This window comes from Bradyrhizobium sp. CIR18 (assembly GCF_014198295.1).
Taxonomy (GTDB): Bacteria; Pseudomonadota; Alphaproteobacteria; order Rhizobiales; family Xanthobacteraceae; genus Bradyrhizobium.
In genome coordinates this window covers 166598-190109 of sequence record NZ_JACIHF010000012.1, presented here as the reverse complement: position 1 = coordinate 190109, position 23512 = coordinate 166598, and the positions used below count along the sequence as shown (strand labels likewise).

The 23512-nt window shown below is 61.7% G+C and carries 9 protein-coding genes; 5 read left to right on the top strand and 4 right to left on the bottom strand.

What is annotated here, in order from left to right; all coding sequences use genetic code 11:
• Positions 1 to 7: 7 nt before the first annotated feature.
• A complete protein-coding gene (locus GGD65_RS30040) occupies positions 8 to 13435 on the bottom strand; it encodes a VCBS domain-containing protein (protein ID WP_183237581.1) in 13428 nt (4475 codons plus the stop codon).
• An 865-nt stretch (positions 13436 to 14300) separates the two neighbouring features.
• On the opposite strand from GGD65_RS30040, the gene GGD65_RS30035 reads away from it, so the two are divergent.
• The 3 genes from GGD65_RS30035 to GGD65_RS30025 all read left to right on the top strand — a co-directional run bounded on the left by GGD65_RS30035 (position 14301) and on the right by GGD65_RS30025 (position 16564).
• Entirely contained in the window at positions 14301 to 14990 is a 690-nt protein-coding gene (locus GGD65_RS30035; protein ID WP_183237580.1) for a hypothetical protein, read from the top strand.
• Positions 14987 to 15400, top strand: coding sequence for a helix-turn-helix transcriptional regulator (locus GGD65_RS30030; RefSeq protein ID WP_183237579.1), 414 nt, complete (start codon positions 14987 to 14989; stop codon positions 15398 to 15400). The genes GGD65_RS30035 and GGD65_RS30030 overlap by 4 nt, the downstream gene beginning before the upstream one ends.
• Positions 15401 to 15892: 492 nt before the next feature.
• On the top strand, positions 15893 to 16564 hold the full coding sequence (locus tag GGD65_RS30025) for a hypothetical protein (RefSeq protein ID WP_084675014.1): 672 nt from the start codon (positions 15893 to 15895) through the stop codon (positions 16562 to 16564).
• 178 nt (positions 16565 to 16742) lie between these two features.
• Here GGD65_RS30025 and opgC read toward each other — a convergent pair whose 3' ends face one another.
• On the bottom strand, positions 16743 to 18179 hold the full coding sequence (gene opgC / locus GGD65_RS30020; protein WP_018323186.1) for an OpgC domain-containing protein: 1437 nt from the start codon (positions 18177 to 18179) through the stop codon (positions 16743 to 16745).
• A 445-nt stretch (positions 18180 to 18624) separates the two neighbouring features.
• Between opgC and GGD65_RS30015 the strand changes: the two genes are divergently transcribed.
• Positions 18625 to 19287, top strand: coding sequence for a response regulator transcription factor (locus GGD65_RS30015; RefSeq protein WP_018323185.1), 663 nt, complete (start codon positions 18625 to 18627; stop codon positions 19285 to 19287).
• Here the strand turns inward: GGD65_RS30015 and GGD65_RS30010 are convergent.
• Together GGD65_RS30010 and GGD65_RS30005 are read right to left on the bottom strand one after the other, a co-directional pair.
• A complete protein-coding gene (locus GGD65_RS30010) occupies positions 19282 to 21402 on the bottom strand; it encodes an MASE1 domain-containing protein (protein ID WP_084675013.1) in 2121 nt (706 codons plus the stop codon). The genes GGD65_RS30015 and GGD65_RS30010 overlap by 6 nt on opposite strands.
• A gap of 1377 nt (positions 21403 to 22779) precedes the next feature.
• A complete protein-coding gene (locus tag GGD65_RS30005) occupies positions 22780 to 23250 on the bottom strand; it encodes a hypothetical protein (RefSeq protein WP_245283408.1) in 471 nt (156 codons plus the stop codon).
• A gap of 55 nt (positions 23251 to 23305) precedes the next feature.
• On the opposite strand from GGD65_RS30005, the gene GGD65_RS40365 reads away from it, so the two are divergent.
• A complete protein-coding gene (locus GGD65_RS40365) occupies positions 23306 to 23509 on the top strand; it encodes a hypothetical protein (RefSeq protein ID WP_245283407.1) in 204 nt (67 codons plus the stop codon).
• Positions 23510 to 23512: the final 3 nt, after the last annotated feature.

Genomic DNA, 23512 nt, shown 5'->3' with positions numbered 1-23512 from the left:
TTCCCTCTCAGCTCAACAGGAAGTTGCCGTTGTGCAGCGTGCCGCTCGCATTCTGCAGGCTCACATCCATATCACTCGTTCCGTCGCCATCGATATCGATCTGAAGATAGTCGTTACCCGGCCCGAAGTTCTGCAGATGAGCCGAAGCCTGGTTGGCGCCGAGCAACGCCGCATTCTCCACGTACTCGATGTGACCGCCGGCGACGCTGATGCCTGAGAACGTAAAGCTGTCATTGTCGGCATCGAAACTGTGAATGGTATCCGCGGCACCGGCGGCGGAATCCGCGGTGCTGACGAAGCGGAAGTTGTCATGGCCCGCACTGGCGAAGATCTCATCCGCACCCGCGCCGGCAGTGATCGTGGTGTTACCCGACGCATTGCCGATCGTGATCCTGTCGAAATTCGCGGCGGCATTGACGGTTTCGACATTGGTCACCGTGATGTCATAGACGTTCGCGTTGAAGTTCAGAGTGTCGTTGCCGCCGCCGAGATCGATCGCGTTCGCCGGGCTGCCCTGCAACGTCAGAATGTCGTCCGACGAGCTCCCGTTGAGCAGATTCACGTTCCACAGATTGTCGAACGAATTGCTGCCTGCGGCGAGATTCAGGACGTTGGCCGTCCCTTCACCGAGATTGACCGACACTCCGGACACGGTGTTCAGAAGCGTGACCATATCGTCCGACGGGTTGAGATTTCCGGTAAAATCACTGCCGTTGAGGTTTTCGACACCATTGATGCTGACCGAATTCACCCCATTGGCGAGCGACACCAGATCGTTTCCACCGCCCATGTCGATGACGATGCCGTCGACTGTATTCGTCAAGCTGACTGAATTATCGCCTGAATTACCGTTGATGTGCTCGACGCCGAGCGCGGCGAATGCCGCGAAGTTTCCGTTGAGAACGATCGTATCCTCGCCATCGCCGAGGTCGACCGCGACGCCGTTGGCCGCGGCGATCGCACCGGTCACGGTCAAGGTGTCGTCGCTCGCGGTTCCGTGCACGTGGTTGACGTCGTAGATGTTCACGAACGAGTTCGCGCCGGCGGCAAGATTCATCGTATTGTCGCCGTTGCCGAGGCTAATGTTCAGGCCCGTGACAATCGTCGACAGGGTGAGCACGTCGTTGACGCCGGGCGCCACACCGAAATCGGACCCGCCGACTCCCTCGACACCGATCAGGCTGAGCGTGTTGGCGCCGCCCGCGAGATTGAGCTGATCATTGCCGCCGCCGAGATCGACGACCAGTCCGTTGGCGGTCGTCGTGAGGTTGACGAATTCGTCATTGCCGCTGCCGACAAGGTTTTCGACACCTGAGAGATTGAGCGTGTAGCCGTTACCGAAGGTGCCGTTGAGCAGGACGGTATCGCCCGTCCCGACTCCCAGATTGATCCCGTGTCCGAAGATATTGGCTCCGACGCGAAGATAATCATCTCCAGCCGTTCCGATCACGGGTGCCGTGTTAGAGAACTGTTGCGTCGAGAGGTCGATCGGACTGCCCGAAGCTCCCGACGACAACAGCACGATGGCGTCGCTGAACTGCAGCGCTTCGACATTGGTCAGACTGTCGGTGCCGTCGCGATTCACGACATTGTCTTGAACCTGGATGGTTCCCGCCGTCGTGACGGTGTATTGCGATTGCGTACCCGAGAAGATCACCATGTCGGAGCCGGCGCCGCCGTCGATCGTATCGTTGCCGCCCTGGCCGGTGATGCCGTCATTGCCGCCGCCTGCGTTGATCGTGTCGCCACTGCCGCCGCCGAAGAAGAACTCGTTATTCGAGCCGCCGACGAGCGTGTCAACCTGGTTCGAACCCTGGACGCTGTTGACGCCTCCCGTGATGAAGTCTGCGCCGGCAGCACCGCTCACAAGTCCCGTCGAAAGATCGACGGAAACTCCGCCCCCGCTCGCCTGAGAATACGAGACCCGCGTATTGCCGTTGCCGGTGATGGTATCGTTACCGAGCAGGCCTTCGAACAGGTTGAAGGTGCCGAACGATCCGGCCGAAGTCACGCCGGTGAAGCCCGCGGCATTGTAGGTGTCGTTCTGGTTGCTGCCGGTCGCACTGTTGACGCCCACATAGGTATCGGTGCCGACAGAACTGCCGCCGGTCGCAGTCCCCGCCTGCAGGTTGATCGTCACAGCATCGGTCGCGCTGGAATAGATGATGCGGGTGTTGCCGTTGCCGGTGATCCCATCGTTGCCGGCCAGGCCCTCGAACTGGTTGAAGTTGCCGTTGTTGCCGACATTGTTGGTTGCGCCGTTCTGGAAACCGACTGCGCCGAAATTCGTGGCCGTGAAGACATCGTTGAACGTGGTGCCCTGGGCACCCTCGATTCGGCGGAACGTATCATTGCCAATCGAACCGTCACCGGTCGCGGTGCCTGCCGTGAAGTTGATGGTGACCGGGCCGGTGGAGAAGTAGATGTTGTTGTAGCTGATGACATCGAAGCCACCTCGGCCGTCGATGAAGTCGTCACCGGCAAGTCCGGTGAAGGTCTCCGTGGCCGTGGTGATATCGCTGCCGCTGATGGTGTCGTTGAACATCGAGGCCATCACGGCGTTGACGCCGCTGAACGTATCGTTGCCCGTGGATAAGTCACCGCTTGCAGTACCTGCCAGCAGATCGACCGTCACCGCGCCGGTGGCGTTGGTGAATGCAACGCGCGTGTTGCCGTTACCGGTGATGCTGTCGTTACCTCCCATGCCGATGAATTCGTTGAAGGTGAGGTTGGAACCGGCATTTTGACTGCCCCCGCTGAAGCCAACGGCGTTGAAGACGTCCGCAGCGTTCGAGCCGCGCACGGACTCAACCGATCGCAGCGTGTCGGTGCCGACCGTCGCAGCGTCGCCTGTCACGGTTCCCGAGGCCAGTTGAACGTTGATCCCGCCCATTGCGGCCGGGTCGAGCGCGTAGTCCGCCCGATCGAAGCCAGCCCGGCCGTCGATGAAGTCATCGCCGGCGCGGCCTTCGAAGATTTCCACGGTTCCGGCGCCGTTGGTGCTGCCGAGCAGTTGGTCGCCAAACCCAGAGCCGACAACTCCCCCGAAGCCCGAGCCCACCAGGGTATCGGTACCGACCGAAGCATCTCCCGTCGCCGAATGGGCCGCCAAATCGACGGTCACGCCGCCCGTTGCGTTGGCATACGAGATGCGCGTCAGGAGCGCACCCAGGCTGTTCATTGCGCCCGTGATGCTGTCGTTCCCGCCGCGGCCTTCGAACTCGTTGAAGCCCACATTGGTCCCGGCAATACCGGTATCGCCCGCAAAACCGGTCGCGTTGAACGTGTCGGCATAGTCGCTGCCCACGATCCCCTCAACGTTCACCAGCGTGTCAATGCCGACCCCTGGACCTGTCACGGACCCTGCCGCGAGATTTGCGGTAACGCCTCCCGTTGCAGCGACATAGTCGGCGCGGTCGAAGCCGAGGCCGCCATCGAGCAGATCATTGCCATCGAGGCCCTTGAGGCGATCGTTGCCGCCGAGGCCGCTCAGGCTGTCGGCATAGGCGGTGCCGACCAGCGTATTTGCGCCAGCGTCGCCGACGAGATTCACGCCTTGCCCCAGGATGAAGTCGGCAGCCGTGAGGTTCGACAGCGTCACGTTCAGCAGCGTGAGGGTGTCGCCATTGCCGAAGTTGATGACCGTGTTCGGCCCCTGTTGGGTGGCAAGCGCCTGAACGTCGGCAAGGGTCGAGACACCAGGGATCCCCGTGAGGTCGATCTTGTCGGCGTCCGTCTGCAGGAAGTCGCCGATGGTGTCGGCGCCGCCGCCGGCAGCGTAGACAAAGGTGTCTGCACCGATGCCGCCGTTCATGCCGTCGTTGCCGGCACCACCGCTGAGCAGATCGTTGCCGCCGTTGCCGAACAGCTGGTCGTTGCCGCCAGAACCGGTGATCGTGTCGTTGAAGTTCGAGCCCGCAACGCTGGTCACCCCTCCAATGATGGTGTCATGACCTACCGAACTATCGCCGTCCACAGTACCGCTTGCGAGGTTGACGGTCACGCCGCCGGTCGCGTTGGCGAACAGCAGCTGCGTGCTGCCGTTGCCGGTGATGAGGTCGTTGCCGGCGAGGCCCTGGAAGGAATTGAAGCCGATGAAGCCGGTCGCGTCGTAAGTGTCGGCGAAATTGCTGCCATAGACGCTGTTGACGCCCGTGAAGGTGTCATGCCCGACCGACACGTCGCCCGCGACCGAGCCAGCGTTCAGGCCGACGGTGACGCCGCCGGTGGCATTCGTGTAGAGCAGTCGCGTGCTGCCGTTGCCGGTGACCTGGTCGTCACCGCCGAGGCCCTCGAACTGGTTGAAGGTGCCGTTGTTGCCGATATTGAGCGCACCGGCCTGGCCGTAGCCCGTCGCCACATAGGCGTCGGCGTAGCCCGTGCCCTGAATGCCCTCGATCGAACGCAGCGTATCGGTGCCGATCGACGCGTCGCCGGTCGCCGTGCCTGCCGCCATGTCGACGGTGACACCGCCTGTGACCGTGCTGAGGCTGTTGTAGATGGCAACGTCGAAGCCAGCGCGGCCGTCGATATAGTCGTCGCCGCCAAGGCCCGTGAAGTTGTTGTTGAAGCTGCTGCCGAGCAGCGTATCGGAGAAGGTCGAGCCCTGCACCGCATTGACGCCGGTGAAGCTGTCGGTGCCCTCGGTCGCACCCGTGGCGCTGCCGGCAACCGTAACCGAATTCGTGGTCCCGACTGTGCTGGTCTCGAGGTCGACGCTGACGCTGGAGGCCGCGATCTGGTAGTTCAGGCGGGTGGAGCCGTTGCCGATGATGGTGTCGTTGCCGCCAGCGCCGGCGAAATCGTTGAAGGCGCCGGAGGAGCCGACATTGGTCGCCCCGGCCTGACCGAATCCGGTCGCATCGAACGTGTCGTCGAAATTGGTGCCGCGGGCGGCCTCGACGTTGCGGATCGTATCGGTGCCGACCGTCGCATCGCCGTTCACGGTGCCTGCGGCGAGGTGAACATAGATGCCCGACGTGGTCGTCGTATCCGAATTGTAGGTGACCTGATCGTAGCCGCCGCGGCCATCGATATAGTCGTCACCGCCGCGACCTTCATAAGTCTCGTAGGTGAAGGCCGCATTGTCGCTGCCGTAGAACGTGTCGTTGGAGGCCGAGCCCCAGATCGTCGAGACGTTGGAGAAGGTGTCGTGGCCCACCGAAGCATCGCCATCGGCGGTCCCTGCCCCGATGTCGACCGTGACCGCGCTGGATGCGCTCAGATAGGACAGTCGCGTCACCGCCTGCCCCAGGGCGTTGAGATCGCCGACGACGCTATCGTCGCCGCCGCGCCCTTCGAACTCGCTCTGGCCGGCGGCTACGCCGGGCAGACCGGTCGAGCCGGTAAACCCGGCCGCGTTGAACGTGTCGGCATAGTTGCTGCCAAGGATGCCCTCGACATTCGCCAGCATGTCTGTTCCGACGCCGGGTCCCGAGACGGTGCCGGCCGCAAGATTGGCGGTGATGCCTCCCGTTGCATCACCGTAATCGGCGCGGTCAAAGCCTACGCCGCCGTCGAGCTGGTCGTTGCCGCCGAGCCCTTGCAGGACGTCGTTGCCGCCGAGGCCGCTCAAATTGTCGGCATAGACCGTGCCGACCAGCGTGTTCGGATTGGCATCGCCGATCAGGTGAACGCCTGGCGCGAAGATGAAATCCGCCGCAGTCAGGTTCGCCAAAATCACGTTCTGCAGCGTCAGGCTGTCGCCATTGCCGAAATTGATGAACGTGTTCGGTCCCTGCTGCGAGGCGATCGCCTGCACGTCAGCGAGGTTGTAGATGCCTGCGCCCGAAAGGTCGATCTTGTCGGCTTGCGCATGCGAGAAGTCGCCGATGAAATCGGCGCCGCCGCCGCTCACATAAACAAACGTGTCAGCGCCGCCGTTGCCGACCAGATTGTCGGCGCCGCTGCTGCCCTTCAGCGTATCGTTGAAGTTCGATCCGGACACGCCGATCACGCCGCCGGTGATGGTGTCATGCCCGACCGAAGCATCCCCATTGACGGTGCCGCTGGCGAGATCGACAACAACGCCGCCGGTGGCGTTGGCGAACAGCAGCTGCGTGCTGCCGTTGCCGGTGATGAGGTCGTTGCCGGCAAGACCCTGGAAGGAATTGAAGCCGATGAAGCCCGTCGCGTCGTAAGTATCGGCGAAATTGCTGCCATAGACGCTGTTGACGCCCGTGAAGGTGTCATGCCCGACCGACACGTCGCCCGTGACCGAGCCGGCGTTCAGGCCGACGGTGACGCCGCCCGTGGCATTCGTGTAGAGCAGTCGTGTGCCGCCGTTGCCGGTGATCTGGTCATCACCGCCGAGGCCCTCGAACTGGTTGAAGCCGCCATTGTTGCCGACATTGAGCGCACCGGCCTGGCCATAGCCGGTCGCCACATAGGTGTCGGCGTAGCCCGTGCCCTGAATGCCCTCGATCGAACGCAGCGTATCGGTTCCAATCGACGCATCGCCGGTCGCTGTGCCCGCCGCCATGTCGACGGTGACACCGCCTGTGACCGTGCTGAGGCTGTTGTAGATGGCAACGTCGAAGCCAGCGCGGCCGTCGATATAGTCGTCGCCGCCAAGACCGGTGAAGTTGTTGTTGAAGCTGCTGCCGAGCAGCGTGTCGGTGAAGGTCGAGCCCTGCACCGCATTGACGCCGGTGAAGCTGTCGGTGCCCTCGGTCGCACCCGTGGCGCTGCCGGCAACCGTAACCGCATTCGTGGTCCCGACGACGCTGGTCTCGAGGTCGACGCTGACGCTGGAGGCCGCGATCTGGTAGTTCAGGCGGGTGGAACCGTTGCCGATGATGGTGTCGTTGCCGCCAGCGCCGGCGAAGTCGTTGAAGGCGCCGGAGGAGCCGACATTGGTCGCCCCGGCCTGACCGAACCCGGTCGCATCGAACGTGTCGTCGAAATTGGTGCCGCGCGCGGCTTCGACGTTGCGGATCGTATCGGTGCCGACCGTCGCATCGCCGTTCACGGTGCCCGCGGCGAGGTGAACATAGATGCCCGAGCTGGTCGTCGTATCCGAATTGTAGGTGACCTGATCGTAGCCGCCACGGCCGTCGATATAGTCGTCGCCGCCGCGACCTTCATAGGTCTCGTAGGTAAAGGCCGCATTGTCGCTGCCGTAGAACGTGTCGTTGGAGGCCGAGCCCCAGATCGTCGAGACGTTGGAGAAGGTGTCGTGGCCCACCGAAGCATCGCCATCGGCGGTCCCTGCCCCGATGTCGACCGTGACCGCGCTGGATGCGCTCAGATAGGACAGTCGCGTCACCGCCTGCCCCAGGGCGTTGAGATCGCCGACGACGCTATCGTCGCCGCCGCGCCCTTCAAACTCGCTCTGTCCGGCGGCTACGCCGGGCAGACCGGTCGAGCCGGTAAACCCGGCCGCGTTGAACGTGTCGGCATAGTTGCTGCCGACCACGCCTTCGATGTTGACCAGCGTGTCCGTCCCGACGCCGGGTCCCGAGACGGTGCCGGCCGCGAGGTTGGCGGCGATGCCGCCGGTCGCATCGGTATAGATGGCGCGGTCGAAGCCGGAGCCGCCGTCCAGGAGATCGCTGCCGCCGAGGCCCTGGAGGCGGTCGTTGCCACCGAGACCGCTGATGGATTCGGCATTGGCGGTGCCGACGAGGTCGTTCGCGTTCTCGTCGCCGACGATCGGCGCGGCCGGCGTGCCGAACAGGAAATCGCTCGCCGTCAAGCTGTTCAGATCGACGTTCTGAAGCGTGAGGCCGTCACCCGAGCTGAAGGTGATGACCGTGTTGGGGCCGCTCTGCACCGCGTGCGCTTGCAGGTCGGAGAGACTGAAGATGCCGTAGACCCCGGTCAGATCGAGCTTGTCCTGGCCATGGACGAAGTCCTGGACGAAGTCGAAGCCGCCGCCGCTCGAATAGACGAAAGTGTCCACACCGGCGCCGCCACTGAGGAAGTCGTTGCCGGATCGACCATCCAGGGTGTCGTTGCCGTTGCTGCCGGAGAGGCCATCGTTGCTGGCGCTGCCGACGATGGCGTCGTTGAAGTTGGACCCCAGAACGTTGAACACGCCACCGGTGATGATGTCGTGGCCGACCGAGCCGTCGCCATCGGCCGTGCCCGCGGTGAGGTTGATGCTCACACCGCCGGTCGCGTTGCCATACTGGATCTGCGTATTGCCATTGCCGGAGATGGTGTCGTTTCCGGCATTGCCCTGGAATGTATTGAAGTTCGCGTTGGCGCCGGTGAAACCCGTTGCGTCGTAAACGTCATCAAGACTGCTGCCCACGGCGCTGTTGACGCCGGTGAACGTGTCGTGACCGGTCGAGCCGTCACCGGTGGCGGTGCCACCCGCGAGATTGACGGTCACCCCGCCGGTCGCGTTGGCAAAAATAAGACGCGTGTTGCCGTTACCGGTGATGACGTCGTCACCACTCAGCCCTTCGAACTGGTTGAAGGTCCCGTTGTTGCCGATATTGGCCCCACTCGCGCCGTAACCGGTCGCATCGTAGGTGTCGTCAAAGTTGGTGCCCTGAATGCCCTCGATCGATCGAAGTGTATCGATGCCGTTCGATGCATCGCCGGTGACGATGCCGGCCGCCATGTCGACGGTGATGCTTCCCGTGATGAAGAAGATGTTGTTGTAGGACGAGACGTCGAAGCCGCCGCGACCGTCGATATAATCGTTGCCGGCAAGGCCAGTGAATGTGTCGTTGGTCGCCCCGCCCAGCAGCGTGTCGTCGAACATCGATGCCTGAACGGCGTTGACGCCGCTGAATTGGTCGGTTCCGACGGATGAATCGCCGGTGGCAAAGCCAGTGACGAAGTCGACCTGGACGCCAGCCGTCGCGTTGTTGAAACCGAGCCGCGTGAAGCCGTTGCCGGTGACGATATCGTCACCGCCATTGCCGGTGAACTCATTGAACGTCCCGTTCGAGCCGGCATTGACGCTGCCCGAGCCGAAACCGACGGCATTGTAGGTATCGGCGAAGTTGGTGCCGCGGATCGCCTCGATCCCGCGCAGCGTATCGGTTCCGATGGTCGAATCGCCGGTCACGGATCCGGCGGCGAGATTGACCGTAATTCCCGTCGTGGTGTTCGGATCGACATTGTAGTCGACGCGATCATAGCCACCACGGCCGTCGATGTAGTCGTTGCCCGCAAAGCCCGAATACACCTCCGCGGTGAACATCGGATTGTTGCTGCCCAAAATGGTGTCGTTATACGCAGAGCCCCAGACGCCGTTGAAGCCGGACCCGACGAGCGTGTCGTGACCGACCGATGCATCACCCTGTGCATAGCCGGCGGCAATATCCACCGTCACCGCGCCGGTGGCGCTGACATAGGACACGCGCGTCAGCTCGGCACCCTGGCTGTTGGTGTTGCTGATGATGGTGTCGTCGCCGCCTTTGCCTTCGAACTCGTTGTAGCCGACGGGGCTACCCGGGACATGGGCGTCGCCGGTGAAGCCCGCCGCGTTGAACGTATCGGCAAAGTCGCTGCCGATGGCAGCTTCGATGTTGACGAGGGTATCTGTTCCCACGCCCGCGCCGGACGCCGTTCCGGCCGCGAGGTTGATCGTGACGCCGCCGGTTGCGTCGGTATAGACGGCGCGATCGAAGCCCGGGCCACCGTCGAGGATGTCGTCACCCGAGCCGCCGCCGAGATAGTCCTTGCCAGCTCCCCCGAAGAGGATGTCGTTTCCGTCACCAGCGCTGATGCGATCGTTGCCGTCCTGGCCGTCAATCAGATCGTTGCCACCTCCGCCCGAAAGCACGTCATCGCCGAGCGAGCCGAACAGGGCATTCCCGACCGGGGTCAGCACGGCATTCGAAACCTCCGTGTCCAGATTTTCGACAAAGCGGTCTGTGAGCTGATCAATCGATTGTTGATCCGAAAAATCGGTCGCAGCCAGTTGGTCGGCGGCCGCGCCTTGAGCGACCTGACCGGCCTGCGCCAGTTCCGTGACGTTCGTGGCCGACTGAATGCTGTCGTTCGCGGCAGCAACGACCTCGATAACCGTCGCGGCGGCCGCCGCGTCGACGCCGGTGGACGTGACGACGCTCTGAACCGTTTCCGAAGACGCCAGATCGAAGACGGGCGCGCCGGGCCCGCTCAGGGAGGCCGTAATGGCGCCTGCAATGGCTGTAATGACCGCGCCCGTCTCCACGCCGACGGCCGACACCTGGGCGACCGTGCTTTGGACCTGGATAGCCGCCGCAAGCACCGCCGTTGCCGTCGGATCGCCATTCACCGCAGCGGGCACGGGATCGTACGACAGCAGGTCAATGGGGTTGGCGGGATCAGTGGCGAGATCGACGTTGAACGCGGCCGCAATGGCGTTGATGGCTTGGTCCACCGTCAGCGGGTGCTCGTCGTTTGCCGTGCTATCGACCAACGCAACGATCAATGTCGTCAGCGGAGTGATGACGGTGGATCCCTCCGGCGCCCTCAGCACACCGGCGACCTGCAGCCCCGTCGAGATATCGACGCCGCCGATACTCACGAGCGGACCGGAGCCGCCCGCCAACGTAAAGCTGCCGTCAGCCCGCGTCGTCGTGTACGCCTCGCCTGCGTCAAGTATTCCGTTGTTGTTGGCGTCAGCAAATACCGTCGCCCCGCCGATATAGCCGTCGATATCCAGCGCGTTGATCTCGTTGGCACCGGACGTCACGGTCAGCGCAAGCTCGGCTGAGCTCACCGCCTGATGAATGCCGTCGTCGGAGATGGCGGTGACCTGCAGCGTGAACGGATCGGTGCTGCCAACGGCGTGGTTCGGAATCAGGACGACGTTCTGAATGGAGTCGCCCGTCACGAGCCAGACGCCGTCCCCGATCGCTGCGCCGTTCTGGACCGTAAAGCTCGACGGCACGCCCTCGATCTTCACCGACAAGGTGCTGCTCTGGTCGACCTTATCGGCGGCAATGTGAAGCGTGATGTTTCCGTCGGCGGCGCCCGATGAGTCCTGAACGCTCAGATTCGGCGCGTCCTCCGCGCCATGGATATCGAAGCTGATGTTCTTTGTCGTGCCGTCGACCGACGTGACCGTGAAAGTCTCCGTCCTGGTGTCGTTGGCGCCGAGATACTGAATGGCGGCGTTGTCGACCGAATAGGTGTAGTGGCCGTCGGCCAGCAGCGTCACCGTGCCGAGGTTGCTTGGTGCCGTGATCTCGCCAGCCTGGAACGCGGCCTGATTCTGGTCGGCGTCGACGATGGACAGCTGCCCGGACGCGGTCAGCTGGCCGTCCTCGGTGACGTCGTGATCGCCAACATTGCCGATGGTCGCGCCGTCGTCCTCGCCGTGGATTGTGAACGTGACATCCTTGGTGGTGCCGTCCTGAGAGATGACCCTGAACGTATCGATCTTGGTTTCGCCGGCTCCGAGATATTGCGCGGCGTTGTTGGCGACGGTGTAGGTGTAGCTGCCGTTGGCCGAGAGGTTCAGCGTGCCGAGATTGCCCGGCCCTGTGAGCACGCCGGCCTGGAACGAGGACTGGCCCGCGTCCGGGTCGCTGACCGAGATGCTGCCCACGGCGGTCAGATTCCCGGCGTTGTTCGCCGCAAGGTCTTCCGTCACATTGGCAATGGTGGGATCGCCGATCGTCGCCGCGTGATTGCCGCCGGCCGGGCCGTGAACGGTGAAGCTGACCTGCTTGGTGGTGCCATCGACAGCGGTCACGGTGAAGGTGTCGACCTTGACGGTACCGGCCGCCAGATTATGCGCAGCGCTTTCGGCCACGACGTAGACATAGCTGCCGTCGCCCGACAGCAGCAGGAAGCCGAGATTGCCGGCAGCGGAGCCAACGGCCGGCTTGAACGCCGCTTCGCCCTGATCAACGTCCGTGATTCCGATGCTGCCGGATGCGGTGAGCACGAGTGCGGACGGATTGTCGTAGACATCGTGAATCGTGGGTGTGCCGATCACCGCCGCGTCATTGACGCCCTTGATGACGAACGAGATTTGCTTGGCCGTGCCGTCGAACGACTTGACGGTGAAGGTTTCGACCTTGGTGTCGCCCGCACCGAGATATTGCACGGCGCTGTTGGCGACCGAATAGCTGTAGGTGCCGTTGGCATTCAGCGTCAACGCGCCCAGATTGCCCTGCCCAGTGATCACGCCGGCCTGGAACGTGGACTGGTTCTGGTCGGCATCCGAGATCGAGATCGTGCCTGACACCGACAGCGTCGGCGTGCTCGCGTCCTCGGTGACGGTGGTGAAGGCGGGCGCGCCGATCACGGCGGCATCGTTGGTGCCGTGAACCGTGAAGGAGACCTGCTTAGCCGTGCCGTCCAGCGCGCTGATCGTGAACGTCTCGACCCTGGTCTCGCCGGCGCCGAGATATTGAACGGCGCTGTTTGCGATCGAATAGGTGTAGCCGCCGTCGGCTTTCAGGGACAGGGTGCCGAAATTGCCCACCGCGGATACCACGGTGGTCTTGAACGCCGATTCGCCTTGATCGACGTCGGAGATCGCGATCGTCCCGCTGAGCTTCAGGGTCGGATTGCGGGAATCCTCGGTGACATCGGCAGCCGAAGGCGTGCCGATGATTGCGGCATCGTTGGCGCCCTGGATCGTGACGGTCGCCGTCGCTGTCGATGTCAGGCCGGCGCTGTTGGTTACGGTGTAGGTGAAGCTCTCGCTCGCGGACTGGCCGGCGCGCAGCGACTGGAACGCCGAACCCGGCGTGTAAGCGATGCTGTGGCCGTCGGCGGCGATGCTGACCGTCCCCAAAATTCCCTGCGTGTTGACGGAGGTGACGCGCAGCGTCCCGCCCGCGGGGTTGGTGTCATTGGCGAGCACGTTGATCGCGGTGGCGCCCGCATCCTCGCCGATCGTGACCGCATCAGCATTGGCGACCGGTTTCTGCACGAGCGAAACCTGGAAGACGGCGTCGTTGTAGTCGGCGTCGCCCGGCGCGGTGTAGGTGCCGTTGGACCTGCGCGTCGCGGCGGAGTCCTCCCAGGCGATGGTGCCGGTTGCGCCGTCGGCGGTGTCGCCGGCGAGCTTGGCTGCCGTCTGCTGGCTGCCCATGACCGATGAGGCATAATCGATGCCGCCTGCGTTCTTGGAGGTCTCGGTGAACAACGCATTGGCGCCGGCGCCCCTGAGCAGGTCGGGCTTGCCGGCAACGTAAATGACGTTGCCGTTGGCATCGACATCGGCGACCGCCCAGGTGCCGTCCGAGAGCTTGATGACCTTGATGGCGCCGGAGAGATCGTCGGCATCGTTGCGGCCCGGCGCCGCACCGTCCGGAATGAGGAAGAACTGGATCTTGCCAAGATCGGCGGTGTTCACCGCGAAGTCGACATAGGAGACACCGGCGGTGAGGGCGCCAGCCCCTTGCGAATCCGCATTTGCGAACAGAATTCCGCCGAGCCCTGTTGAGCTGTTGTACCAACCAAAGGTGTTGCGATAGGCCGCGGACTCCGAGACAAAACTGGCGCGCAAAATCGTCTGGTCGCTCATGGCGAGCCCCCTTTAACGTTCTGATGCTCAAAAGTTCGCCGTCAGCCCAACGGCGCGAGTTGGAAATGAAATGGTCTTGTTATGATTGTATCGGGTATCGATTCGACGAGGCGCCGTTGCCCGACGTCGAACGGCGAAGTCCTGTCACGGAGCGACGAAGGACTTCTGATAATTGCAAATTGTTTTCATTGTTGCGTGACTGCGTCAAGACAGCACAGCTGCTAACCTTAAGCGCAGTGTGAATCGAACTGCGCAGCCGAGAAAGCGCGCGTTCCAGGTTTGCGATTGCGCCCGATTTCGGCAAACCAGGGGATCGAAGCTTTGCCGAATTGCAGCGCAATACGGGATGGAATGAAGCGATCGCCTTGCCTCCCCGGCTGGCCTTGACCAGATCGCTTAAGCTGCCGAGAAAATGGATTGCGACCGTTGATAGCGCAGTTGAACAATTCGCGCCGCGCCGGGCAACACATACTGCGACACTCTGACGCGCACTGATATCCCCACAGATCGATATCGGGATCCGAAAGCCGTCGTCGAGATCCGACTGACTCAAGCAAAGCAATGTCATCTCAATTCCTGGTGCGGCAAATATTTCTCTTCCATGGAATAGCGCCGGCACATCTGGACGCATGACCCGAATGGGTCATTCCGGTCCAGGCCCCGCCGCCTTCCGCCAGACTTTCGTCAAGTGCGATTTTTCAGGAAAAACAGGCAAGGGGGGCTTGCTTCGAGCCGCCTCCTCACGAAGCATCGCCGGTCAGGGAAACGCATTCCAGGCCCCAAATGTCGGGGACTTGCATGCATGCAGCAAGGATGCATGCGGGCTCGAAACGAAATGCGTGGGGTTAGGCGGAGGGGGCCGCGCTTGAAAGTCGACAAAATCGACGATGCGGAGCTGTCGAAGGTCCTCAATCGACTTGGCGAAGCCGCCGTGAATCCGGAAGCATGGCGCGACATCATGGATGACATCTGCAAGGCGGTGGGCGCGTCGGCGGCCCTACTCCTTCAAAGCGATATCCGGACCCCGGACGTTCCGCGCACGGCGTCGATTGCGGACGCTACCGAGCTCTACTTCAGGAATAACTGGCACCTGAGGGACCCGCGCGCCAAGGCTTTTCCGCGCATGATGGCGGGCGAGGTCGTGACCGACCTCGATGTGATGACGCTGGAGCAGATTCGCGCCGATCCCATGTACAACGAGTTGCTGTTTCCATCCGGATTCCGCTGGTTTGCCGGCATCGGCTTCTGGGCTGACAGCGCAGCGTGGGCATTGACGATCCAGCGAACCGGCCGCGAAGGCGCATTCGAGGCCGCCGACAAGCAACTGCTTGCCCAATTGGCGCCGCGCCTGACCGAGACCGCCACGCTCGCGACGGTCGTCGGCAGGACTGCACTCACCGCGATGACCGATGTTCTGGACCGGGTCCGACAGCCCGCGTTGATCCTCAATCGGGAAGGAATGGTCCTGCGCACCAACGCGGCAGCCGAAACGGATTCGACAACGAGATCCGCATCAGGGAGCGGCGCCTCATCCTTCGCGACAAGCATGCGATGACCAGGCTCGATCAGCTGATCAGCGCGGTGCGCTCCACGCCGGACGCCTCCGCCATCCCCGCCTCTCCGATCCTGATCCGCCGGACGACAAAGCCACCGGTCGTCTTGCGTATCCTGCCGGTGGACGGGGCGGCGCGCTCGGTCTTCCTCGGAGCCCGCGCCATGCTGATCCTGTCCAACCTCATCCCACGTCCGGCGCCGGACCCGGCGCTGATCGGCCAGGCCTTCGATCTCACCCCGGCGGAATCCCGCCTGGCCGCCCTGCTTGCAACCGGCGCATCGCTCGCCAGCGCTTCCGAGCACCTGCGCATCTCGCGCGAAACCGCCCGCAACCACCTCAAGTCGATCTTCTCGAAGACGGGCACGCACCGCCAGTCGGAGCTGGTCACGCTTGTTTCTCAACTCGCTTGATTTGCATCGTCCAGCTCGGGACCGTGACCGAGGTCCTGAACCGCGCGTGGTATCAGCCATCATCCGCGGCAAACACGAACGCGCCAATTCCCTGCGAACAGGGAAGTTTACAGGGAAAAGCGCCCACCGCAGGCCCCGCCCTTGGCAACGAGAATTGGCGAGAAGTACCTTAAATTGCTAGAAATCCCGAGCGTCCCGGCTCTCATCGGAGCAGGGAATTTTCGCTGGCGAACAGGGACTCGCATGGCCGTGAGCAGGGAAATATATCCGGCGGGCTTCAGTGGCGCGCCTCCCCTTGCGCCGCGCGAGCGGGATGACAATCGGGAGCTGCCTGAATGGGCGAATTGGCCGATCGGCCCAAGGTGAAGAACCGATCTCATTCAGCTATTGATCGCAAGGAGGCATTTGCCTGAAAAATTTCGCGCCTTGGCGTGATCCCGGACCTGGCATAGCATTAGGGAGTTTCATGCCTCCGGGGAGGCGGCTTTTGTGATGCGCCTGCAAACGCTCTCGTTTCGTGATTGGCTGGAGCACGCATTTGGACGCGAGGTTCGCTTTCAGCAAGCACCTTGGTACTTCGATCCTGAGCATGATTGGTGGGACCCGCCACCAGCAGAAGCTGTATCTTATCTCACTCGGCTGTTTGAAGACCCGCAGACCGCGCTAGAGGGATTTGCTGACAGCCAAATCGCACAAGGCTTAACCTACCTTGTCAATACCAGCGCAAGCGGCGATAACAGATGGCTTTGTTCAACTGATGTGCCCATCAAAGATCGTATCCGCTGCGTCAAGTCCATCGCAGAACTCTTTGCCAAGTTGTTCGAATCGCGGTGCACCCCCAGTTTGTCCCACCTGAGCGAAGCCGATGCCGGGACGCTAAACTGTGTCTGTTATATGTGGTGGGATGCCTTTCCGTGCTTGGCTCTTGCCGACGATCCGCACCTGCCAACTCTCCACGATTGCGCGCTCCGCACGATGGAGCGCATCCTTCACCTAAACTCGATTGCCTGTCAGGAGAGCGCTCTGCACGGGCTCGGACACTGGCAACGCGGCTACAGTGACAAGGTGACCCCAATCATCGATCGCTTTTGCACGATGCATGCCAAAGCTGACTTTCGGCTCCTGGCCTATGCTCAATCTGCCCGCTGCGGGTGCGTGCTGTGACCATGGGGACATGGCTCGATCCATGAGCAGCACGGCGGAACGCAAGATGGCGACCAAACCGTACGAGTCCCGTTGCTGAAACATTCCGCCTCACGCCGCGAAAGAAACGCGATCCTTCACCTCCCGGTGATCTCTCTGAGCGGCTCGAGGTCTGCCGGAACTTTTCCGTGCCGATGTGTCAAACGCCATATTCCGCCGATGCAATGGGCGCTGTTGCATTCCTGGCCACCGTCGCTGCAGGCTTCGGCGACGCCGCGACGACATTCGCCTTCGGCTGTAATAATCCGTCTGCGAGGCCAAACATCTGGTACACCCGGTGGGATTGCCTATCCGCGAACCAGCAATTGATGACGGGATTCCGGCCGCTGGCCCATCCGAGCTCGCGCAGTCCTCGGCGGAACGCCTCCAAGGGGCGCCAGTCAACGGTGCCCCAGGCGTCCGGCTGGACGTGCACGCCCGCAGCCAGAGCAACAGACGGCTGCAGCCTGGGCGTGATCTTGATCAAGTTCAGAAGCGTCGCTGCCACGATCATCATGAGGATCCCGCCAACGCTGAGCGTGATCTGCATCGCAAGCCCTTCCGATATGTCGAGCAGCGCCAGGAGGCTAGCGAGCGTCAGCAGGACGCCGAGGCAGAAGATTGGCAACGAGTGCTTGCCACAGAGGATGGCGCCGCGCATCACCGCACTCGTCAAGGCTTGCCGATTGGGCGGCACGAACCATACCGCCACAACCGCTAGAGCCAAGAAATGCAATAGACGCAACGGATCGAGATTGGACTTGTCTGGCGGGTAAGCCAATTTGGTCAGCCCCTGGGGGATCAACGCTTCCAAAGGCTTGACTCTCCAGCTCAATGCGATGACGAGGCTGAAGATCAGATAGAGAGCGGCAGGTACGAGCACCGTGCGAGACGTTAGCCAGGGGCGCACTCGTTCGCCCTCGATTATCATCCAGGCACCAAGAACCGCCAATAGCTGCCAGGCCAGTGGATTGAAAGCCCAATGGCCGCTCGGCCACGCCGGCATGGACCAGCCGAACATTTGCACCAGCGCATAAAGCGCCAGCGAGGCGCCAAGCGTCACGTTCGGCATTCGGAACAGCAACCACAGCAACGGCGCGAAAAAGAGGTGGAGAAGCACGAAGATCGGCAATACGTCGGTATTGACCGGACGGTATTGCAGGATCGCTGCGTGGGCGAGCGCCGAGCCCGGCTGGTCCAACAGAATCCGCGTATTGCTCTCATCAGCAAGACGGTTCCCGCCTGCGAGGTGAACCAAGATGGCGCAGGCGAGCGTCAGCAGCAGAAATGCGACATAGATGTCCCAACTTCGCCGCAGGGTCCGGCGGATCACACTGGTCCACCCCTCGCAACTCCGTACTTTGCCGTAGGCCAGCGCGCAGGTGACTCCCGAGACGAACATGAACACTTCCGCGGCATCGCTGAAGCCGTAGTTCCGTAGCGTCAGCCAACTTCCAATGTTATTGGGGACATGATCAAGAAAGATGCACCAGAGCGCGATGCCGCGGCAGGCATCAATGCGAAGGTCGCGGCTGTTGACTTTGAGCTCCGGCAGAGCGCCCGCAAATTGCTTCGGGGATGCGGTCCGATCCTGCATTGGCTTGCCTCGTCCAGGGTACGCGCAGGCTTCGAGAGGAACGATCAAGAGGAACTGAATGTAACAAAAAGCACGCTGCGGATTCTGACAGCGCCGCAGTCCAGAATTGCTTCACACCGACCCGGCCACGACAGCAATTGCGACAATGATGATATGGCCGGGGTGCGCACAACCCTCTGGTAGAGTGGCTGACTGCCGTCATCATCGTGCAAGCGCCGCAGCCTGTAAATCGGCCGGAGGTCGGTACAGAGAGGTGCCTAGGTCCTATGACCAAGGTATCGTCCGTCCTGTGGGGCCCGCGAGCTGCGCGCTTCACGTAGTCCTCTTACCTGCTTACCTGCCGGCGAACCGCCGGCCGGAGCCGAGATGGAAGATGGACGATCTCGAAGGTGGGTGTATGATTTTCTATTGATCTCCGCGCGGCCAGAAGACGGAGAGCTTTTTTATGAAGGTGCTTGTTGTTGACGATCACACATTGATTCGGGCCGCGCTGCACGCCGTCCTGAAGCAACTAAAGCCAGAAGCCGTCATATTCGAAGCTTCGAGCGGCCGGGAGGCCATGCACATCGTCGAGGAGCATCCCGACATCAGCCTCATTTTGCTTGATATCAATTTGCCTGATCGCGACGGCTTCTCCGTCCTTTGCGAACTGCGCGATCGCTATGCGAGGACTGCTGTCGTCATTCTCTCGTCCTCCGATGATCAAGACACAGTCAGGCGCGCCTTCAAATTCGGCGCGCTGGGTTTCATTCCGAAAACCACGGAACGCGAGGTGATGCTCAAGGCTATTGAATTGGTGTTCTCCGGCGGAGTTTACATCCCGTTGGAGATACTGGAGAAGACGGCGGGCCCACGGCATGCAAACAAGCCAGTGACGCCCGACTCGCTCAAGGGGGTCGGGTTGACCGATCGGCAGATTGAAGTACTTGCGCTCCTGATGAAGGGGAAGAGCAACAAGGTCATTGCCACGATGCTCAATATGGCAGTGCCTACGGTGAAGAATCACATCACGGTCGTTCTCAAGGCCCTCGGCGTAGCGACGCGTACCGAGGCCATCATAAAGGTCGGAAAAATGGGCTGGGAGTGGCCGCCGAAATCTGGATCATGAAACTGCCCCGGCGTCTCTCCCACCATCGTGATCCCTAAACAGCTTGTGCATGACCGCGCGGAGCTGCATTGGGTCGACCGGCTTATGCAGCAAAACGTATCCTCTATCCTTGGCGTCCCGCAGTGGTTCAGCTGCCGTGTCGCCGCTGATGAGAATGGCAGGAATCGTCGAGCCAAACGCCGCATTGATTTGTTCAATTGCCCTGATTCCGGTCTTCCCGCGTGCGAGATGATAGTCCGAGATGATGAGGTCGGGGCGTTGTTCGCGCTCAGCAAGTCGAACCAGTGCGGCTTCGTCGGATCCGGCGGCAAGAACCGAACATCCCCATTTGCTGAGCAATCCGCCCGTTCCCTCCTGCACGATGGGAGTATCGGCAATAACAAGAATTGCCTTGCCGTCGACTGCAAAAGCACCGGGGTGTGGTAAGTCGGCGGGCGCTGCAGCTCTGACGCATTCGTCGACCTTCGGAACCAGGATCGTGAATCGCGAACCGCGACCCACAGTCGAAGCGAGCTCAATTGGATGGTTGAGAAGCAAGCGAAGCCTGTCGACAATGGCAAGGCCGAGCCCCAGGCCGCCGGACCGGTTCTGCTCCGGAGCAGGAACTTGAAAAAACTCGCCAAAGATATTCTGCTTTTGATCCTCGGGAATGCCGGGACCGGTATCGTATACTTCGATGCGCAGCATTTCACCGCGCCGACGGCATCCGACCAGGATCCCGCCCTGCAACGTATAGCGTACAGCATTGGACACCAGATTCAGGAGTATGCGTTCGAGCAGCATGGCGTCGCTCCGCACCCAGGCGTCACTTGGCCTGACGCGTAAGCGCAAGCCTTTTTCACGCGTCGCCTGATCAAACGCCGTCTCACTTTTCTGCAACAGGCGCCCGATCGGGAATTCGGTAATGTAAGGGTTAAGCATCCCGGCATCGATTCTCGAAATGTCCAGCAGCGAATTGAACATTTCGTCCATTTCCTTGCGCGTTGCGTCGACCCGCTCGATCGTCCTCGCCCGCTCCCCCGGTTCGAGCGGCGTGCGCAGCTGGGCCACAAACAGCCCTAATGCATGTAACGGTTGCCGCAAATCATGGCTTGCCATGGCAAAAAAGCGTGATTTTGCGGCACTGGCGAGCTCCAGCTCTTGCGTTCGCTCTGCGACCTTCTGCTCGAGTTCGACGCGCGCGCGGCGCAGATGCTCCTCCGCTTTCTTGCGTACCTCGACATCGGCGCTCAGCAACAAGCTTGGAACGGTAATGCTGATCAAGAACATCAACACCAGCAGGAACGATGCGTTAAGGTCCGTGGTTGTGAACGGGCCGCCGCCCCTGAGCGTGCCCCAGATCGTGATGCCCGCAAGCATCAGGGCGACCGTCGCGGTATCGCGTGGACCGCGGCGCAGCGCCGCCCACAACATTGGCAAGATCGCCAAAAAACCCAGTGGATCTCGTCCGGGCGTTTGCTCGATCAAAGGGCTGAAAGCAATGAGTCCAACGACCGCCGCTGTCGTGAGGACGCCGACCGTCTCCTGAAGCGCATGGCGTTCGAAGTCATGATAGCGGCTTGATGCCCAAAGCACGATAACGGGAGTAATGACCAGTGCGCCTGTCACATCTCCCAGCCACCAGGTGATCCACGCGTCGGCGAAACTCTTCTGTTCGATGTACCCGAAGATTGTCAGACTGGTCAGGCCAATGCTGGCGCTGATCGGCGTCGCGATGACGACGCAGATCACCGCAAACTTTGCGACAGAATCGGGGGTTGAAAACGTATTACATCCGCTCGACCACCGATTAATGAGATAAGCGCCGACAACCGCTTCGAGAGCATTACCGGCCGCAATCGCGATTGCGGTAGCAACCGAGCCCGCCGTCGTCGCATTTGCGATCAACGCTCCCGCAAAAATTGCTGGCCAGGTCCGATATCCCCCCAACAGCACCGCCGCCAGCGCGACACCTGTCGGCGGCCAAATTGGCGTTGAACTGGGATGAACGGAGGCGAGAGCAAGGCCACCTTTGGCCAAGACGAGATAGATGGCGCCGATTGCGACCAGACTACCGACATAGCTGACACCTCGGCTAGAATTTGTCTCGGGAGCTAATGATCGAGGATTGGACATCGTCCACGTCCTGGACTAGGCAAATGCTTCGTCGATCGAAACTGACTTTTGATCTCTGGATCTAACATCGCTAGATGGATACGGGCAGATGCACTCAGGTCCAATTGATCACAGCAGTCCGCTGGCGGACTAAGAGACGGCACGTGCGATCGAGCTGGCCGACTTGCTGTTCAATCCCCGCGGATTGCGTCAGAACCAGTGGGACGAACAGGGCACCGTTGCACCCCGAGGAATTCGCGCCATCTCGTGTTCACCCCGAGCTTTGGGGGATGCATCGTACGACGAAGATAGGCGCTCCGAAAGTCGGATTTGGACCTGGACCAGGACGCCGTGTGCGACAAAGGCCTATCTCTCGTTGGAGTCTCGGGACTGAACCACTTGCACGATAGCTTGCTGCGACCTGACGAGAGAAGCGGAAGCCTCGCTCAAAAAAAAATTAGAAGCATCCATGACCGATGAGGCGACGAGTCCGTTGCGTCGGCCGTGGCGTTTGCGCTGGGCGACGCAATTCTCCCTTGATCGAACCACCGTAAAGAAGCCTATGATCGAGTGCCATCGTTCGACGACTTGCACGGCGGTCATCTTATTTGAGGCGCCGCCTCGTTTGTTCGCTATCGCTGACAAAACGGCGCACGCACTTCACCGCATTCAAGCATCTTTGAAGAAGCAGCACTGGCGTGCTCGCGCCGCCAGCGGGCGGCAACTAATCACTTGCGTGGGCATCCGAAGACGAATGCGCCGTACACGGCCTTCGTCCGGATTGATCAAAGCGAATTGGCGGGCATGCCGACATTCGCCCGTATCCCGGCATGCCGGTGGCTGGAAGCCGCATCATCAACTGAGGCTAGAGCCGTACGGTTCGAGCGCCTGCCGAACGCCGCACACACCAAACAAATACCGCATCATCGCTCCGTGGACCGCCTCGACCGCGCTCCACAATGTGGCAGGTGCTACAGCCCAAAGCCTCGGCCGATCTCCCGCATCAGCCTGAGCGCGGCGTCAGTATGGCGGCCATAGAACAGCGCGCGATCAAGCTGCGAAAAGATGCCCATTCCAAATAGCGCGATAGCGACGCCTCTAAGCATGATTGTAGACCGGGTTTGAACGATGCTGCGAAAGTCCAAAACGGCCCCAGCCGCAGGATGGGGTCAACAGCCGGGGCCGGCATTCCCATTCCAATGTGCCGCAATCGGCGGTAATCGGCACGCACCCAGCTAGCCACAGGAAAGCTAACGAACCATTTCGCGTGTCCGAATTCGGTGCGATGCGCTTTGCTGTTGCGCAAACCACGGCCCAACGCAAAGCGAGCGCCGCCCGCAATTATACGGAGGCCGAACCAGAATTGCCGTTGCGTGGCGTCCATCTTCAGCTGCTTCTTCAGGTTGATTTTATGGCGATCCAATTTTGGCCCGAGGACCCACGAGCCTCAAAGCCAAGGCGCATCGCTTCCAACGCCTCGGCCTGTTTTCCCTGGGCATTGAGCTGCCAGGCTGTGGCGGCCTGCCGCTGAATGCCGACGATCTCCGCCCAATAGGCATCCTTGTCCCGCTGCAGCTTGTCCCGCAGTTCTGCCAGTTTGGCGATGTCCGCCGTTGCCGCGGCTGCATTGCCAGAGCGCGCGGCGCCAAGAGCGCGGGCGAAACAGGTGATCGCATCGACATAGGCAAACCGGCTCGGCTCGGCCTTCAGCGCGGCCGCGCCCTGCCAATCGCCGCGCTCGACCATGTAACGCGCCTGGCTGGCCGCTATCGCATAGGGACCGGCGCGGACGGCGGGCGCATAGCCCGTCGTCGCAACCATGTCCGCGATGACGTCGCGGGCTCGGCTGTCCTGCGCGAGCTGGAGCAAGGCGTAGACCATATAATCGTCGGCATGCAGGCGCTTGCTGGGGTCCTTGCCGTCCTTGGCAGCCTTGGCGGAACGGCTTGGCCTCGATGGATTCGTTCCAGTAGCCGACGCGCGTGAAAATGTGCGAGGCCATATGCAAAGCGTGCGGCGCTCCCTGCCTGCATCGATGAAAGAAGAGAGCTTCCTGAAGGTCAGCTCCTCGCGTCGTCTGGCAAAAATCCAGCAGCTCGGCGATTCCGGCGCTGATGTTCTCCCCTGAGCG

Coding starts and splice junctions, on each gene's coding strand:
- GGD65_RS30040 (WP_183237581.1), bottom strand. CDS start 13,435: ATGAGCGACCAGACGATTTTGCGCGCCAGTTTTGTCTCGGAGTCCGCG.
- GGD65_RS30030 (WP_183237579.1), top strand. CDS start 14,987: ATGACCAGGCTCGATCAGCTGATCAGCGCGGTGCGCTCCACGCCGGAC.
- GGD65_RS30025 (WP_084675014.1), top strand. CDS start 15,893: ATGCGCCTGCAAACGCTCTCGTTTCGTGATTGGCTGGAGCACGCATTT.
- opgC (WP_018323186.1), bottom strand. CDS start 18,179: ATGCAGGATCGGACCGCATCCCCGAAGCAATTTGCGGGCGCTCTGCCG.
- GGD65_RS30015 (WP_018323185.1), top strand. CDS start 18,625: ATGAAGGTGCTTGTTGTTGACGATCACACATTGATTCGGGCCGCGCTG.
- GGD65_RS30010 (WP_084675013.1), bottom strand. CDS start 21,402: ATGTCCAATCCTCGATCATTAGCTCCCGAGACAAATTCTAGCCGAGGT.